Origin of the sequence: Pseudomonas gessardii (genome assembly GCF_001983165.1) — a bacterium.
Taxonomy (GTDB): Bacteria; Pseudomonadota; Gammaproteobacteria; order Pseudomonadales; family Pseudomonadaceae; genus Aquipseudomonas; species Aquipseudomonas gessardii.
Genome location: NZ_MNPU01000011.1, coordinates 100,582 through 116,903 on the forward strand (window position 1 = coordinate 100,582; position 16,322 = coordinate 116,903).

16 protein-coding genes, 1 tRNA gene and 1 riboswitch are annotated in these 16,322 nt (G+C 60.4%); of the genes, 13 read left to right on the top strand and 4 right to left on the bottom strand.

The genetic code is table 11. The features are described from left to right. Positions 1 to 83 precede the first annotated feature (83 nt). Entirely contained in the window at positions 84 to 1,196 is a 1,113-nt protein-coding gene (locus BLL38_RS10560; RefSeq protein WP_076962523.1) for an enoyl-CoA hydratase/isomerase family protein, read from the top strand. A gap of 10 nt (positions 1,197 to 1,206) precedes the next feature. On the opposite strand, the gene BLL38_RS10565 is transcribed toward BLL38_RS10560, so the two are convergent. Both BLL38_RS10565 and BLL38_RS10570 read right to left on the bottom strand, forming a co-directional pair. Continuing rightward, positions 1,207 to 1,647, bottom strand: a complete 441-nt coding sequence (locus tag BLL38_RS10565) for a DUF3757 domain-containing protein (RefSeq protein ID WP_076962524.1) — start codon at positions 1,645 to 1,647, stop codon at positions 1,207 to 1,209. A gap of 142 nt (positions 1,648 to 1,789) precedes the next feature. Beyond that, positions 1,790 to 2,149, bottom strand: a complete 360-nt coding sequence (locus tag BLL38_RS10570; RefSeq protein WP_076962525.1) for a hypothetical protein — start codon at positions 2,147 to 2,149, stop codon at positions 1,790 to 1,792. A 313-nt stretch (positions 2,150 to 2,462) separates the two neighbouring features. Then, positions 2,463 to 2,563: riboswitch (guanidine-I (ykkC/yxkD leader) on the top strand. A gap of 61 nt (positions 2,564 to 2,624) precedes the next feature. Between BLL38_RS10570 and BLL38_RS10575 the strand changes: the two genes are divergently transcribed. From BLL38_RS10575 to BLL38_RS10625, 11 genes are all read left to right on the top strand, one after another. Then, a complete protein-coding gene (locus tag BLL38_RS10575; protein WP_076962526.1) occupies positions 2,625 to 3,692 on the top strand; it encodes a putative urea ABC transporter substrate-binding protein in 1,068 nt (355 codons plus the stop codon). Between the two features lie 12 nt (positions 3,693 to 3,704). Continuing rightward, a complete protein-coding gene (locus BLL38_RS10580) occupies positions 3,705 to 4,520 on the top strand; it encodes an ABC transporter permease (protein WP_076962527.1) in 816 nt (271 codons plus the stop codon). After that, positions 4,517 to 5,281, top strand: a complete 765-nt coding sequence (locus tag BLL38_RS10585) for an ABC transporter ATP-binding protein (protein WP_076962528.1) — start codon at positions 4,517 to 4,519, stop codon at positions 5,279 to 5,281. Before BLL38_RS10580 ends, BLL38_RS10585 begins: the two co-directional genes overlap by 4 nt. Then, positions 5,278 to 6,003, top strand: coding sequence for an urea amidolyase associated protein UAAP1 (locus BLL38_RS10590; protein WP_076962529.1), 726 nt, complete (start codon positions 5,278 to 5,280; stop codon positions 6,001 to 6,003). The genes BLL38_RS10585 and BLL38_RS10590 overlap by 4 nt, the downstream gene beginning before the upstream one ends. A 9-nt stretch (positions 6,004 to 6,012) precedes the next feature. Then, on the top strand, positions 6,013 to 6,645 hold the full coding sequence (locus BLL38_RS10595; RefSeq protein ID WP_038446620.1) for an urea amidolyase associated protein UAAP2: 633 nt from the start codon (positions 6,013 to 6,015) through the stop codon (positions 6,643 to 6,645). A 180-nt stretch (positions 6,646 to 6,825) separates the two neighbouring features. Next, positions 6,826 to 10,386 carry an urea carboxylase gene (uca, locus tag BLL38_RS10600; RefSeq protein ID WP_076962530.1) on the top strand — a complete coding sequence of 1,187 codons (3,561 nt, stop codon included), beginning with the start codon at positions 6,826 to 6,828 and terminating at the stop codon, positions 10,384 to 10,386. A 28-nt stretch (positions 10,387 to 10,414) separates the two neighbouring features. Further along, positions 10,415 to 12,184: an allophanate hydrolase gene (atzF, locus tag BLL38_RS10605; RefSeq protein WP_076962531.1), complete on the top strand. Its 1,770-nt coding sequence runs from the start codon at positions 10,415 to 10,417 to the stop codon at positions 12,182 to 12,184. Between the two features lie 72 nt (positions 12,185 to 12,256). After that, a complete protein-coding gene (locus tag BLL38_RS10610) occupies positions 12,257 to 12,469 on the top strand; it encodes a cysteine-rich CWC family protein (RefSeq protein ID WP_076962532.1) in 213 nt (70 codons plus the stop codon). Beyond that, positions 12,469 to 13,161: a 16S rRNA pseudouridine(516) synthase gene (locus BLL38_RS10615; RefSeq protein WP_076962533.1), complete on the top strand. Its 693-nt coding sequence runs from the start codon at positions 12,469 to 12,471 to the stop codon at positions 13,159 to 13,161. The genes BLL38_RS10610 and BLL38_RS10615 overlap by 1 nt, the downstream gene beginning before the upstream one ends. A gap of 257 nt (positions 13,162 to 13,418) precedes the next feature. Next, entirely contained in the window at positions 13,419 to 14,303 is an 885-nt protein-coding gene (locus BLL38_RS10620; RefSeq protein WP_076962534.1) for an alpha/beta fold hydrolase, read from the top strand. A 125-nt stretch (positions 14,304 to 14,428) separates the two neighbouring features. Next, positions 14,429 to 14,502, top strand: a tRNA-Gly gene (locus BLL38_RS10625). A 226-nt stretch (positions 14,503 to 14,728) separates the two neighbouring features. On the opposite strand, the gene BLL38_RS30475 is transcribed toward BLL38_RS10625, so the two are convergent. Then, entirely contained in the window at positions 14,729 to 15,067 is a 339-nt protein-coding gene (locus BLL38_RS30475) for a phage minor tail protein L (protein ID WP_130898243.1), read from the bottom strand. A gap of 193 nt (positions 15,068 to 15,260) precedes the next feature. Between BLL38_RS30475 and BLL38_RS10630 the strand changes: the two genes are divergently transcribed. Further along, on the top strand, positions 15,261 to 15,761 hold the full coding sequence (locus BLL38_RS10630; RefSeq protein ID WP_076962535.1) for a peptidylprolyl isomerase: 501 nt from the start codon (positions 15,261 to 15,263) through the stop codon (positions 15,759 to 15,761). A gap of 188 nt (positions 15,762 to 15,949) precedes the next feature. Here the strand turns inward: BLL38_RS10630 and BLL38_RS10635 are convergent, their stop codons facing one another. Continuing rightward, positions 15,950 to 16,321: a helix-turn-helix domain-containing protein gene (locus BLL38_RS10635; protein ID WP_076962536.1), complete on the bottom strand. Its 372-nt coding sequence runs from the start codon at positions 16,319 to 16,321 to the stop codon at positions 15,950 to 15,952. Position 16,322 lies beyond the last annotated feature (1 nt).

The window sequence follows — 16,322 nt, forward strand, 5'->3', positions numbered from 1 at the left end:
ACTTGTCAATTGATCTGACGCAGAACCGGCACTTTCCCACGAAGGGATCATACTCAACGTTCAATTTACCGATTGAGGTCATGATGAATCTGCACTTTGAAGAGCTCACGGGCACAGACGGTGCCCGTATCTGTATCGCCAGCCTGGACGCGCAAGCATCCCTCAATGCCCTCTCCTTGCCGATGATCCTGGCCCTGCACGAGCGCCTGGACAGCTGGGCCAAGGACCCGCAAATCGTCTGTGTGCTGCTGCGTGGCAACGGCGCCAAGGCGTTTTGCGCTGGCGGCGAAGTGCGCAGCCTGGCCCAGGCCTGCCGTGAGCACCCGGGTGAAGTGCCCACCTTGGCCGCGCAGTTCTTTGCCGCCGAGTATCGTCTCGACTATCACCTGCACACCTACCCCAAGCCACTGATTTGCTGGGGCCATGGCTATGTGCTGGGCGGTGGCATGGGCTTGCTGCAAAGCGCCAGCCTGCGCATCGTCACCCCGAGCAGCCGCCTGGCCATGCCGGAAATCAGCATCGGCCTGTACCCGGATGTCGGCGCCAGTTGGTTTCTTTCGCGCCTGCCCGGCAAACTCGGCCTGTTCCTGGGCCTCACCGGCGCCCATATGAATGGTCGCGATGCCCTGGACCTGGGCCTGGCCGACCGCTTCCTGCGCGATGAGCAACAGGACGAAATGCTTGAGGGCCTGTTGCAATTGAACTGGCAAGAACAGACCGCGATGCAGCTCAACAGCCTGTTCAAGGCCCTGGTCCAGGAAGCGGCCAGCCAGCAGCCCGAGCCACAGTGGCTACCGCGACGCCCGCAGATCGACGAATGGCTGGATGTCGGCGATGTGCGCGGCGCCTGGCGGGCATTGAGCCAACTGCGCGAGCATAGCGACCCGCTGCTGAGCCGGGCCGGCAAGACCCTGAGCGAGGGCTGCCCGCTGACCGCGCACCTGGTCTGGGAGCAGATCCGACGGGCACGGCACCTGTCTCTGTCAGAGGTTTTCCAGATGGAGTACACCCTAAGCCTCAATTGCTGTCGGCATCCAGAATTCAGCGAAGGGGTCCGCGCGCGCCTGATCGACAAGGACCAGCAGCCACACTGGCATTGGCCGGATATCAACCACATCCCCGACGCCGTGGTCGAGGCCCACTTTCACAAGGCCTGGGAAGGACGGCATCCGCTGGCAGACCTGTCTGATTTATGACAGGCCGCAGTCAGCGGCCGGGCCAGGACTTTGAGCGTTTGAGCGTGAACGAACAGTTGTCGGGCTGGCTGTCCGTGCACAGGTAGATGTCCTGCTCAAAAGGCCCCCGGGCCGGGACCCAGTGCAGGGAATCGGTCAGTGACATACTGAAGTGGCGTTCAGGCGCCTGGAACCTCAGGTTGACCCATTGGTTATTGCCCGCCTTGTAAAGGCAATACTCCACATAGCCTTGTTGGCGCTGTTGCCCCTCGAGCGGAACAAAAACCGCCCCGACAAACCGGTCCAAAAAGCTTGCCGCCTCCACTTTGAGGCTTTTCCATTGGCCATTTTCGCTTTGGAAATGGCCATCCCGGAATTTGATCGACGAAGGGTATGGGCAACCCAATTGCTCGCTACCCTGAGCAATGGCACAACTCCCCAGCAAAAATAAAAAAAGTGCCCGGGCAATCATGTGTCGTTCCGTTGAGAGACTGAGGTACTGCCGCTCAGTAAAGTCCTAGAAGAGCCTTTAAGATAGCTGTGAAATATGACAGTGCCGACAGACGCACACCCCAAAAAAACGGCGCATTTCGCGCCGTTTCAAGGAAAGCTGATTACCGGTGCCCGCCACGCCCCCGGCCATGATCACCGCCACGGCCATCGCCTCGACCGTGACCACCGTAACTTCGATGATCACCCCACCCCTGGCTGGGATGTGGACGGTAGCCCGCCCTTGGTCCGGCTTGATAGTAACGGGGCGCCGGCTGGTAATAACGCGGCGCCGGGTAGTAACGTGGCGGCGGGGCATAATAGCCGCGCCGGTACTGGTAAGACGGGCCACCGCCGTAGTAATAGACCGGCGCCGGCGCGGTATAGACTTCGGATCGGTAGTAGCGGGAGCCTCCATCGTAATAAGGCACGCAGGCAGAAAGGGTCAGGCCGAGCACAGCGATAAGGAGCATTCGACGATACATGGCGGCCTCCTCGACCGCGGAAGAGCACACCCCAGCGACGCTGGGAGGCGACAAACAGCTTTCACTGAATGACAAAGGATCAGACATCGAAAACCAAATCTGGTGCGATTTGGACATAGATTGATACATGTACATCAAGCAACCGTTCGCGCCATCACAGTGCAATCGCGCACCACGACCACGCACAACAGCGCCCTGCCCCCCACTCCCCCGCCACGCGCCCCTTATAAAACGGCCGTTGCCTGACTTGGCACGACTCTCGCTTTACCTCTTCCCGTGCAGGAGTCATCACAGGTTCGCGGCACCACAATTTGCAATGGCCGACTAGGGTTCCGGCTCGCATGTGCGAGTGGCTGGTCCGAGAGTTGGCGACCTCCAGTTGAGGTTACACGGCGGGATAAAAGCCCGGGAGACAAGCCACCGTTCACGGTGCCGCGTTGTTCCTGTCCGCCCTTGATCAACTGGAGAAGCATCCATGCCTTCGATACGTCTACCCACCTTGCTCGCCGCAGCCTTCACTGTCCTGATGAGTATGCAGGCCCCGGCTGCGCCCAAAGACCACTTCAGCGTGTGCTGGACCCTTTACGCCGGCTGGATGCCCTGGGAGTACGCCGGCAGCCAAGGCATCCTCGACAAGTGGGCAAAGAAGTACGCTATCAAGATCGATATGGTGCAACTCAACGACTACGTCGAATCCATCAACCAATACACCGCCGGCCAGTTCGACGGTTGCACCATGACCAACATGGATGCCCTGACCATCCCCGCTGCCGGCGGTGTCGAGAGCACCGCGCTGGTGGTCAGCGACTTCTCCAACGGCAACGACGGCGTGGTGATCAAAGGCCAAGGCAAAACCGTCGCCGACCTCAAGGGCATGCACGTCAACCTGGTGGAGCTCTCTGTCTCCCACTACCTGCTGGCACGGGCCCTGGACTCGGCCGGTCTGAGCGAAAAAGAGCTGAAAGTGGTGAATACCTCCGACGCTGATATTGCCGCAGCCTTCAACACCGATCAGGTACAAGCCGTCACCACCTGGAACCCGATGTTGTCTGAGATCAAGGCCAAGCCCGGGACCAGCCAAGTCTTCGACTCCAGCAAAGTGCCTGGCGAAATCATGGACATGATGGTGGTCAACACCCAGGTACTCAAAGACAACCCCGCCCTGGGCAAGGCTCTGACCGGTGCCTGGTTTGAAGTGGTGGCGCTGATGAATGCCCAGACCGCAGCCGGCACCAGCGCCCTTGAACACATGGCCAAGGCGTCCGGTACCGACCTCAAGGGGTTCCAGGCACAACTGGGCACGACCAAACTGTTCGCCACCCCCAGAGAGGCGCTCGACTTCGCCACCAGTGCGCAGTTGCCAGCGACCATGGGCAAAGTCGCCGAGTTCTCCTTTGCACACGGCCTGCTCGGCGAAGGTGCCCGGGACACCAACGCCGTAGGCATGAGCTTCGCCAACGGCGTGACCCGCGGCGACATCGCCAACCTCAAGCTGCATTTCGACCCCGGCTACGTGCAGATGGCCGCCGACGGCACGCTGTAAGAGGACACGGCCATGCGCCTGATCAATCGTCATCCGGATCGTTCCAGCCGCCTGTTGTTGGTGCTGTTGCCGTTCGCCCTGCTGTTGCTTGCCTATTTCGTGGGCTCGGCCGAGCGCCTGGCCGAAAACCCCAACGACAAATTGCTGCCCAGTGCCGGGCAAATGAGTGATGCGGTGAAGCGCCTGGCCTTCACCGCTGACACCCGCACCGGCGAATACCTGCTGTGGCAAGACAGCGCTGCAAGCCTGCGCCGCCTGGCCATCGGCCTGGGCATCAGCGCCCTCGCCGGCCTGTGCCTGGGCATGGCCGCTGGCACCTTGCCATTGTTCGGGGCACCGCTGTCTCCCTTGCTGACGGTACTGTCGATGGTGCCGCCCTTGGCGATCCTGCCGATTTTGTTCATCGCGTTTGGCCTCGGGGAGCTGTCGAAAGTAATGCTGATCGTGATCGGCATTACCCCCTGCCTGGCCCGTGACCTGGAGCAACGAGCGCGGGAAATACCCGTCGAGTTGCTGGTCAAGGCACAAACCCTCGGCGCCTCGACCTGGACCCTGATGCTGCGAGTGGTGCTGCCGCAGTTGCTGCCTCGCCTGCTGATCTCCTTGCGCCTGATGCTGGGGTCGGCGTGGCTATTTCTGATCGCCGCCGAGGCCATCGCGTCCACCGACGGCCTGGGCTATCGGATCTTCCTGGTACGCCGCTATCTGGCCATGGATGTGATTCTGCCGTACGTGGTGTGGATCACCCTGCTGGCGTGGCTGATGGACTGGGGTCTCAAGGCCCTGACCCGGCGTGCATTTCCCTGGTATGAAGGAGCACGGGCATGAGCTTTATCAGCGTCAACAACGTGTGGCAGCGCTACGGCGAGCAGGTGGTGCTCGAAGGCCTCAATCTGCAGGTTGCCGAGGGGGAGTTCTGCACCTTGGTCGGCACTTCGGGCTGCGGCAAATCGACCTTTTTGCGCTTGTTGCTCGGACAGGAAACCGCCAGCCGAGGCGAGATCCTGCTGGACGGCCAAGCCCTCGCCGCCGAGCCCGATGCCAGCCGTGGCGTGGTATTTCAACGCTATTCGGTGTTTGCCCATTTGAGCGTGCTCGACAATGTCACCCTGGGCCTCGAACTACCGAAGTCCGCATGGCTGGGGCGGCTGTTTGGCAACGCCAGAAAAGCCGCCCGCGAACAGGCCGCCGCGTTGCTGCACAAAGTCGGTCTCGGCCACGCCCTGGACAAGTACCCGGCACAGCTGTCCGGCGGCATGCAACAACGCCTCGCCATTGCCCAGGCCCTGATCATGAAGCCCCGTGTGTTGCTGCTGGACGAACCCTTCGGCGCTCTCGACCCGGGCATTCGCAAAGACATGCATCAGTTGCTGCTGGAGCTGTGGCGTGAAACCCGGCTGACGGTGTTCATGGTCACCCACGACCTCAGCGAGGGCTTCAGCCTCGGCACACGCCTTCTGGTCTTTGACAAGGTGCGCGTCGACCCCCACGCCCCCGGCGCCTATGGCGCCCGTATCACCTATGACATTCCCTTGAACAGCGAGCGTCGCAAGGCACTCGCCGCCGAACTTGGAGCGACTTGCCAATGATCGATGCCACTCAACTGTTTCCACCGTTCGCCGAAGAAATGCTGCCCGGCGGCGGCCACCGTTCCTTCGTGCTCAAGCGTGGCCAACTGCTGCGCCTGACCGATATTCGCGGTGGCGCCAATGTCAGCCTGACCCTGCTTAATGCCAATGAAAAAACCGAACGGCTGAACCTGCCCGACAGCCTCAAATGCCAACACACCGCCAAGCTCACTGCCGGCCACTGCCTGTACTCGGACATGGGCCGCGTACTGGCTGCTATCACCGCCGATACCTGCGGCTGGAGCGACAGCATCGGCGGCGTGCTCTGCGCCTCGGAAGTGGCCGAAAAGTATGGCCAGGGCCGCTTCCAGGAACGGCGTAACGGCTTCTTGCGCAACGGCACCGACAACCTGCTGGTGGAACTGGGCAAATGGGGCCTGGGGCTTTGCGACCTGTTGATGACCCTCAACCTGTTCAGCAGAGTCCGCGTGGACGGCGACGGTGGCCTGCACTTTGTACCGGGCAACGCCAAGGCTGGCGACTACATCGAACTCTACGCGCCGATGGACACTCTGGTGGTGCTCACCGCCCTGCAACATCCGATGGACCCCAACCCTGACTACGCACCACAACCTTTGAAACTGAGCTGGATGAACGCCGATAAAAGCGTCGCCGAGCACTGCCGCACTTCGCGCCCGGAAAACGAGCGCGGTTTTATCAACACTGACCGTCTGTTCGCCTGAGGCCCAGCCATGTCTATTGCACTTGCCAAACAACCGGACACCGCGATCTACCGTGCAACCATTCCCGCCGGCGAACCCTGGCTGATGGAGGTCAAGGCCGGACAGACCTTGCGCATCCTTGATCTGGAGGGCAACCAGGCGGTCGACACCCTGTTCTACAGCCTGAAAAACCCCAGGGAACGCTATGACGTGCAACGCACTCTGCGCCGGCAAAACAACATCTACCTGGGCACCGGCAGCGTGCTGTATTCCAACCTCGGCCAGCCAATGCTGACCATCGTCGATGACACCTGCGGGCGCCACGACACCCTCGGCGGAGCCTGCGCCCAGGAGAGCAACACCGTGCGCTACGCCCTGGAAAAACGCTACATGCACAGTTGTCGCGACAACTACCTGCGGGCCTGTGCCCATGACGGGCGCCTGGGCAAAAAAGACATTGGGCCGAACATCAATTTTTTCATGAATGTGCCGGTTACCGCCGACGGCGGCCTGACCTTTGAAGACGGCATCAGCGCCCCCGGCAAGTACGTCGACCTGCGCGCAGAAATGGACGTGATTGTGCTGATCTCCAACTGCCCACAACTGAACAACCCCTGCAACGCCTACAACCCCACCCCTGCGGAGCTACTGGTATGGAACTGAAACTCAAGCGCCTGCGTAGATGGTTTTTTGCCCTGTGCCAGTCCCGAAGCGGGCAGTGCCTGCAAAAACCCTGAAGCCCTGGAATCTGCGCCATGGACGACCCTGGCGCCACGCCCACTGTGCGGGACGGCCCGCATCCCAGGACAAGGCTGAGCCGTTGTCAGCCTGTGGGGTTTAGCCATGTTCAAAAAACTCTTGATCGCCAACCGTGGCGCTATCGCCTGCCGTATCCTGCGCACCTTGCGTGACCTGCAGGTCGAAGGCATTGCCGTCTATTCCCAAGCCGATGCCACCAGCCTGCATATCCAGCAGGCTGATGAGGCTTATAGCCTGGGCGACGGGGCGGCACCAGGCACCTACCTGTCGGTGGAGAAAATCCTCGCCGCCGCCAAGGCCTGCGGGGCCACCGCGATTCATCCGGGCTATGGGTTTCTTGCAGAAAATGCCGCCTTTGCCGAGGCCTGCGAAAACGCGGGTATTGCCTTTGTCGGGCCAACCCCACAGCAACTGCGTGTGTTCGGCCTCAAACACACGGCCCGCGCCCTGGCCAAGCAACACAGGGTCCCGCTGCTGGAAGGCACTGAGCTGCTCGACAGCCTGGAGGCCGCGCTGCTGGCCGGTGAGCGCGTGGGCTATCCGGTCATGCTCAAGAGCACCGCCGGTGGCGGTGGCATCGGCATGCGGGTCTGTCGCGACGCCGCGGAGTTGAGCGAGTCCTTTGACGCGGTCAAACGGCTGGGGCAGAACAACTTCAGCAACGCCGGCGTGTTTATCGAGAAATACATCCAGCAGGCCCGCCATCTGGAAGTCCAGGTATTTGGTGACGGCGCGGGTGAGGTTATCGCCTTGGGCGTGCGCGACTGCTCCGTACAACGGCGCAACCAGAAAGTCCTCGAAGAAACCCCGGCGCCGAACCTGCCCGAGGGCCTGGCCGACGCCTTGTGTTCGGCGGCCATCAGCCTGGCCAAAGCCGTGAACTACCGCAGCGCCGGCACGGTGGAATTTATCTTTGATCGCGCCGACGGGCGCTTCTACTTCCTGGAAGTGAACACCCGCTTGCAGGTAGAACATGGCGTCACCGAACAGGTATGGGGCGTGGATCTGGTGCGCTGGATGGTGCAATTGGCGGCGGGAGAGTTACCCCCCCTGCACACACTGGTGCTCAAACCCCAGGGGCATGCGATTCAGGCCCGCCTGTACGCAGAGGATCCTGGTCGGGATTTCCAACCGAGCCCGGGGCTCTTGACCCAAGTCGACTTCCCCTGCGCCGAAGGTCTGCGGATCGACACCTGGGTCGAAGCCGGTTGTGAGATCCCGCCTTATTTCGACCCCATGATCGCCAAGCTCATTGCCTGGGCACCGACCCGTGAACAGGCACGCCTGGATCTGCACCAGGCCCTGGGCGACAGCCAACTGTACGGCGTGGAAACCAACCGCGATTACCTGCGCCAAATCCTCTCGGCCGCCCCTTTTGTCAGCGGCCAGCCATGGACCCGCTGCCTGGAAGACCTGGTCTACCACGCCGATACCTTTGAGGTGCTAAGCCCCGGTACGCAAACCAGTGTCCAGGACTATCCCGGCCGCCTCGGCTACTGGGCCGTCGGTGTACCACCGTCAGGCCCGATGGACAGCCGTGCACTGCGCCTGGGCAATCGCTTGCTGGGCAACGAAGACGGTGCCGCCGCACTGGAAATCACCATGAGCGGGCCGCTGTTGCGTTTCAACTGCACGGCGGTGGTGGCCGTGACCGGGGCTCCCATCACGCTGTTGCTGAACGATCAAAGCGTGCCGATGAACACTGCCTTGTTGATCCCCGCCGGCGCCACCCTAAGCCTGGGCATGCTCACTGGCGCAGGAGCCCGCAGCTACCTGTGCCTGCGTGGTGGCCTGCAAGTGCCCGACTACCTGGGCAGTAAAAGCACGTTTACCCTTGGGCAGTTTGGCGGTCATGGCGGGCGGGCGTTGCGCGCCGGCGATGTGTTGCATCTGTCACCGCTGCTCGATACCAGTGCCGGCCAGACGTTGCAGCCACAACCACTTGCCCACGTTCGCACACTGCGGGTGATCTACGGCCCCCATGGTGCACCGGAATACTTCAAGCCGGAGTACATCGACACCTTCTTCGTCACCCGTTGGGAAGTGCACTTCAACTCCAGCCGCACCGGCGTGCGGCTGATCGGGCCCAAGCCGCTGTGGGCGCGTACGGATGGCGGTGAAGCGGGTTTGCATCCCTCCAATATCCACGACAACCCCTACGCCATCGGGGCAGTGGACTTTACCGGTGACATGCCGGTGATCCTGGGGCCGGATGGCCCGAGCCTGGGTGGGTTCGTATGCCCGGTGACGGTGATCGAAGCGGACCTTTGGCAATTGGGCCAGCTCAAGGCCGGTGACACACTCCAGTTCACCCCCATCGATCTCAAGACCGCCCGCGATCTCGCCCGGGACTGGGATCAACCGTGGAAACCGAACGTACCCCCACACTTGATCGCCTCACCTGTGGTTGTGGATATTGGCAAAGACGACACCCGCCTCGTCGCCCGTCTCGCCGGCGACACGCACCTGCTCCTGGAAATCGGCGCGCCCGAGCTCGACCTGGTCCTGCGCTTTCGTGCCCACGCACTGATGCAAGCGCTGCAAGCGCTATCCCTGCCCGGCGTGATCGACCTGACACCGGGCATTCGTTCCCTGCAAATCCACTACCAGCCCGAGCAACTGCCTCTGGCTGATCTGCTGCCCCTGATCACCCGCCAATGGCATGCCGTGTGCGCCACGCCCAACCTGCAAGTACCCTCGCGCATCGTTCATCTGCCCTTGTCATGGGACGATCCGGCCTGCCAACTGGCCATCGAAAAATACATGACGACCGTGCGCAAGGACGCGCCCTGGTGCCCAAGCAACCTTGAGTTCATCCGCCGTATCAACGACCTGGCCAACCTTGATGAAGTGCGCCGCACTGTGTTCGACGCCCACTATCTGGTGATGGGCCTGGGCGACGTTTACCTCGGTGCTCCGGTCGCCACGCCACTGGATCCGCGCCATCGCCTGGTGACCACCAAATACAACCCGGCGCGCACCTGGACCGCCGAAAACAGCGTGGGCATCGGCGGCGCCTACCTGTGCGTCTACGGTATGGAAGGCCCCGGTGGTTATCAGTTTGTCGGGCGCACCTTGCAAATGTGGAACCGCTACCGCGAAGTGGCGGCGTTCGACGGCAAGCCCTGGTTGCTGCGTTTCTTCGACCAGATCCGCTTTTATCCGGTCAGTGGCGAAGAACTGCTGAGGATTCGTCGGGACTTCCCGCTTGGGCGTTTTGAACTGAACATCGAGCACAGCCAGTTGAACCTGGCGGATTACCAGGCCTTTCTGGCGCAGCAGGCCCAGAGCATTGGTGCGTTTCGTGAACAACAACAGCATGCCTTCAACGCCGAGCGCGAGCGCTGGATCGCCAGTGGCCAGGCACATTTCGACAGCGAGGAACGCCCCTCCCCCCTGGCAGAAGACACACCGCTTGAGGCCAAGCAAGCGAGTATCGACAGCCCCATCGCCGGCAACCTCTGGCAGGTCCAGGTGACGGCGGGCGAGCGCGTCGCGGCCGGTGCGGTGCTGGTCGTGCTGGAATCAATGAAGATGGAAATCCCCGTGTTCGCGCCATTCGCCGGCACAGTGCGGGAAATCCCCGTGCAACCTGGCAGTGGTATCGGCGCCGGGCAACGCGTGGTGGTGCTGGAGCGTGACTGATCTCTACTTTCCTACAGGCGGACAAGCCATGAATCTGCAACTCGATAACCTGCGCAGCGCTTACCTGAGTGGCGACATCACCCCGCGCCAATTGCTGCTGCAACTGCGGGAAAAAGCCATACAGTTGAACCCGGACTATCACCTGTTTATCCACCTGCTCAGCGTTGCAGAACTCGAACCTTATCTGCGAGCACTGGAGGGCCAGGCGATAGCCGACCTGCCGCTGTTCGGCGTGCCATTTGCGATCAAGGACAATATCGACCTGGCCGGTGTGCCCACCACGGCGGCGTGCCCGGCATTCGCCTATACACCGTCGCGCTCGGCGACCATCGTCGAGCAGTTGATCGCCCTCGGTGCGGTGCCACTGGGCAAGACCAATCTTGATCAGTTCGCCACAGGGCTCAACGGCAGCCGCTCACCGTATGGCGCCTGCCCCAACAGTGTGCTGGCGCAGTATCCGTCGGGCGGCTCCAGTGCCGGGTCTTCGCTGGCCGTCGCGCTGGGCGTGGCAAGTTTTGCCTTGGGCACCGACACTGCCGGCTCCGGTCGTGTACCGGCAGCCTTGAACAATCTGCTAGGGCTCAAAGCCACCAAAGGGCTGATCTCCACAGCGGGGGTGGTGCCGGCATGTCGCACCCTGGATTGCGTCACCACGTTTACCCACACGGCGCAGGAAGCCAGCCACCTGTTGGCGCTGACCGCAAGGCTTGACCCTCTGGACGCCTACAGTCGCCGTAACCCTGCCTGGAATGATGCCTCGGCCTTTGGGGCGCCACGGCCTTTTCGTTTCGGTGTGCCACGGGATCAGGACCTTGAATTCTTCGGCTGCGAGCAAGGCCCGCGCCTGTTTCGCCAAGCCATTTCCCGCCTGATCGCCTTGGGTGGCGAGCCGGTCAGCCTCGACCTGTCGCCGTTCCTCGAAGCCGCCCGCCTGCTGTATGAAGGGCCATGGGTCGCGGAGCGCTACAGCGTCGCGGGCGATTTGATGGAGTGCCAGCCTGAGGCAGTCCTGCCGGTGATTCGTGCAGTATTGGCCAAGGCACCCGCCGTCACGGGTGTCGACACCTTCCGCGCCCAATACCGCCTGCAAATGCTCAAGACCCTGTGCGACCAGGCACTGCAAACCCTTGATTGCGTGTTGACGCCGACCATCGGCCGCCCCGTGACTCTCGACGAGTTGCACGAAGAACCCGTGCTACGCAACGCCGAACTGGGCTACTACACCAACTTCATGAACCTGCTGGATTACGCCGCCGTCGCCGTGCCCGGCGGTTTTATGGACAACGGCTTGCCTTGGGGCGTGACACTGTTTGGTCGGGCGTTTACCGATCAGTACCTGCTCAGTGTGGCGCACGCGCTGCAGCGCCAGCAGGCCTCGGCTGCGTCAGCAACCGGCACCGCCAGCCATGACCGTACGCGCCTGGTGGTCTGCGGTGCGCACCTGGAAGGCCTGGCACTCAACGGGCAACTGACCCGGCGTGGCGCACGCCTGTTGGAGCGTACCCACAGTGCAGCCCACTACCAACTCTTTGCCCTCGCCGGCGGCCCCCCCTACCGGCCCGGCCTGCTAAGAGTGGCGCAAGGCGGCGTGGCGATTGCAGTCGAAGTCTGGGAGATGCCCAGCAGCGAACTGGGCTCCTTTGTCCACGGCATCCCCGCCCCCCTGGGCCTGGGCAAGGTGCAACTGGCCGACGGGCGCTGGGAAAGCGGCTTTATCTGCGAACCCTACGGACTCGCCGGTGCACTCGACATCAGCCACTTCGGCGGCTGGCGCCAGTACCTGGGCAGTTTGCAATAGCGGGCCTTGGCTGTATCGTGCAAGGCACACCGGGTTCCACCGGGACTTGTCCGATACCGCCTGAACCGACCGATGACCACACCTCAACTTTGCCCTGCCTGTGGCGCCCGCAACGACTGCACCCTGGCCGACCCACGTACCGTCGACCAGGCCTGCTGGTGCTACAACGTCAGTATCGACCCGGCGGTGCTTGAGGCGTTGCCCGAGGCACTGCGCAACAAGGCCTGCCTGTGCCCACGCTGTGCCCAGGTCGATGAGCAATTGCGCAAGGCCGAGGCCCGGTAATGCGTCTCGACCGGTTCCTCAGCAACCTGCCCCGTTTCAATCGCCAGCAAGTGCGCCTGCTGCTGGCGGAGCGCCGGATCCACGTCGATGGGCTGCCGGTTGCCGACTCCCACCATGACGTTCGCGAATTCAGCCGCGTGGAGTGTGATGGTCAAACCCTGCAAGCAGGCAAACCCGCACGCTATTTCATGCTGCACAAGCCGCCAGGCTGCGTGAGTGCCACCCTCGACGCGCAACACCCCACCGTCCTCGACCTGCTGGATGAACCGGACAAGGGCGACCTGCATATCGCCGGCCGCCTGGACTTCAACACCACCGGCCTGTTGCTGATCACCAATGATGGCCAGTGGTCGCGACGCCTGACCCAGCCTCGGACCAAGCTGCCCAAGGTCTACTACGTCGAGACCGAGCAAGAGATCGGCCCGGATTACGCCGCAACATTCAGCGCCGGCCTGTACTTCGCCTTCGAGGACCTGACCACCCAACCGGCCGACCTGCAAGTGCTGAGCCCCAAAAGCGCGCGCCTGAGCATCATTGAAGGGCGTTATCACCAGGTCAAGCGCATGTTCGGGCACTTCGACAACAAGGTGACGCGCCTGCACCGCGAACGCATGGGGCCGCTGGTGCTGGATGAACAGCTCGCCCCCGGCCAGTACCGGCCGCTGACCGACGCCGAAATCCAGCAGATATGACCGCTCAGCCGGTGATCGCCAAAACCCCAGGGTGAAACGGGCGACCTGGCCCGCCTCCTGCTTGAATCAAAACGCCAGCCGTAATCTGACTGGTGAGTCACTCTACCCTCCAAGAAACACCTTGCCTGCCATAACAACAGCCGTCGGCCAGCCTCATCGGACCGACATGGGCCTCCTTTCCAGGCGTATGCCTACCTGTCACAAAACTCGTGCAGAGTGATCTGCGCGCACCACCCGCTTGCCAGGAGTCTTACGACATGAGGCCAGAAATCGCTGTGCTGGATATACAGGGGCAGTATCGGGTTTACACGGAGTTCTATCGCGCGCAGGCTGCTCAAAAGACCATCATCCTGGTCAACGGCTCCATGGCCACCACTGCGTCTTTCGCCCAGACCGTGAAAAGCCTGTACCCGCAATTTAATGTGGTTTTGTACGATCAGCCCTACGCCGGTCGCTCCAAAACCCACAATCGCCATGAGAAAATGCTGACGAAGGACATTGAAGGCCAGATCCTCCTGGAACTCATCGAGCACTTCGCCGCCGAGCATGTGCTGTCGTTTTCCTGGGGCGGCGTCGCCACCCTCGTCGCCCTGTCCCAGCGCCCTCGCCGCGTGGAGAAAGCCGTCATCAGCTCATTCTCCCCGGTGATCAACGCACCGATGCGCGACTACCTGGAGCGCGGCGTCGACTACCTGGGCAACCTCGACCGCCACAGCGTCGGCCACCTGGTCAACAGCACCATCGGCAAACACCTGCCGCCGCTGTTCAAGCGCTTCAACTATCGGCACGTCAGCACCCTGGCCGAGCACGAATACGGGCAGATGCACTACCACATCAGCCAGGTGCTCAACAGCGACCGCCAGTGCTACCTCAAGGCCGCACGGCAGATCGACATTCCGGTCCTGTTCTTGAATGGGGAGTGGGACGAATACACCAGCGCCGAGGATGCCCGGCTGTTCGGGCAACATGTGGCCAACAGCAGCTTCGGCACCATCCAGGCCACCGGGCACTTCCTGGACATGGAGCACAAGGCCGCGTGCAATGACAGCCGGCAGGCATTGATGGGCTTTTTGCAACCGCAACAGTCGGTGAACCGACTGCGGTATCACCAGAGCCAGGCCCCGCAGGCGTTTGCCATTTGAAAGCAAAGCCCTGGAGCGACACCCCAGGGCTGGCTCAAACGTCGGCTGACGTTCGCAACTTGCACATTTTTCAAAGAAAAACTTCAAATTGCCGCGCACATCTGGTACAAAGTCAGCCGCTCTGAGCGGGTATAGTTTAGTGGCAAAACGAAAGCTTCCCAAGCTTTAGTTGAGGGTTCGATTCCCTCTACCCGCTCCACTTTTGTTTTCTCTCGTTTTTCCGCCTTATCCCCCCACGTTTTTACATCGGCGACCAACCCAGGCGGTACGGGGCTTTCAGCGATTCTGCATGTTCCCTAGCATTCCGCCGCTTGTCTTTTCAGTCTGGAATTTTTTGTATAGCGGTTTGTAGAGTGGAGTTAGATCGAACCACACTCACTGATTGCTCGTACGTATGCCTGACACCCGCCAACACAATCAATCCCTCATCCCCCTCCTCGGCAATTCTGACAATTCGTTGAGCAAACACTCGGCCAAGTTCGGCTCTCTCTTCTCCGTAAACCCGCCGGAGCTGGTGGCGACAGGCACTGCATCGGTGACTGCAAAGGGCGGGGTGGCAAGGCAGGACGGCCATCGCCGTTCAGATCCAAGCCCTTGGTTCCAGTGCTGATAGGGTCGTAGGCCTGTCCCTGCCAGATGATCGTGCCATTCTGCATATGGCCGTGAAAGCGCATCACGTCGCCTCCCAGGTGGGTGGAGTCGACTTCGTACAAGCGAACGGCATCACCCGGCTCCAGCAGTTGGGCATCGGTGTTGATAGCCATAGTTAAAACCAACCATTCGTCGGAACTGTTATTTCTAACAGTATTTTATAAAAAATAATCGGCGAAAAATCAGACATCAAATACGACTAAAACGACGTCAGCCACTTGATGAAACATCAAAAAATTGAGGCCTACAGCACTTAACCCCAATCAGGTAGTAACTCCTAAATTCTGTACAAACAAGGTGAACGAAATGAGCAAAGTCAAACTTACAACCACCCTTGGTGAAATAACCATAACGTTGTTCGACGAAAAAGCTCCTATCTCAGTAAATAGCTTTTTAGATTACGTTAAAAACGGCCACTACAACGGAACAATCTTCCACAGGGTAATTAGTGGCTTTATGGCTCAAGGCGGAGGCTATGAACCGAACATGATTCAAAAACCGACTAATGCACCAATAAAAAATGAGGCGAACAACGGATTAAAAAACGATATGTATACAGTTGCCATGGCACGTACCCAAAACCCCGACTCAGCCGCTGCTCAATTTTTTATTAATTTCTCAAACAATAGCTTCCTCAACTACTCTTCTAGCACACCACAGGGCTGGGGCTACGCCGTTTTTGGCGAAGTTACAGAAGGACAAAGCGTAGTAGACGAAATTCAAAAAACCAGAACGGGTAAAAAATCGATGTACTCAGATGTCCCCGTAACCGATATCATAATTACAGAGGCGAAAATCATTCAATAAACCTATAACAACTCTGATTATTGCCATCGTCCGGGTTTCCAGAACTTTACGGTCAGACGCCCACCCTATTCGGGTTGTTGAAAAAGCCGTCGCGGTCGCCTACTTCGGTCAACCAGGAATGGCAGGCATAAAAATCCGGTGCTCTTATGGGGAGCCCGGATTTTTCAGCGGATAAAACTAGCTCAGTGCTACAGAGTTTTTAGCGGTTTAATCAAACTTTCCGCCGGAATCCCAAACATCTCATGCAGTTTCCAAATCATCGGCAGCGTAAGAGCCCGCTTCCCGTTCAACACCTCATAAACCCGATTCTTCCGCCCGATGGCAGGCACAAGATCTGTCGCTGACAAACCGGACTGCTCCATCCTGAAACGTATAGCATCTACCGGACTGGGCAGGTCAACCGGAAAGTGCTTCGCTTCGTAAGCCTCGATCAGCGTAATCATTACCTCAAGGTAATCCCCTTCAGGAGTCCCTGGCTCTGGTTCATTATCGAACAGCGGCGAGACAGCCTTTAGCGCTTCTTGGTAATCCTGTTCGGTATGAATGGGTCGAATGTTCATG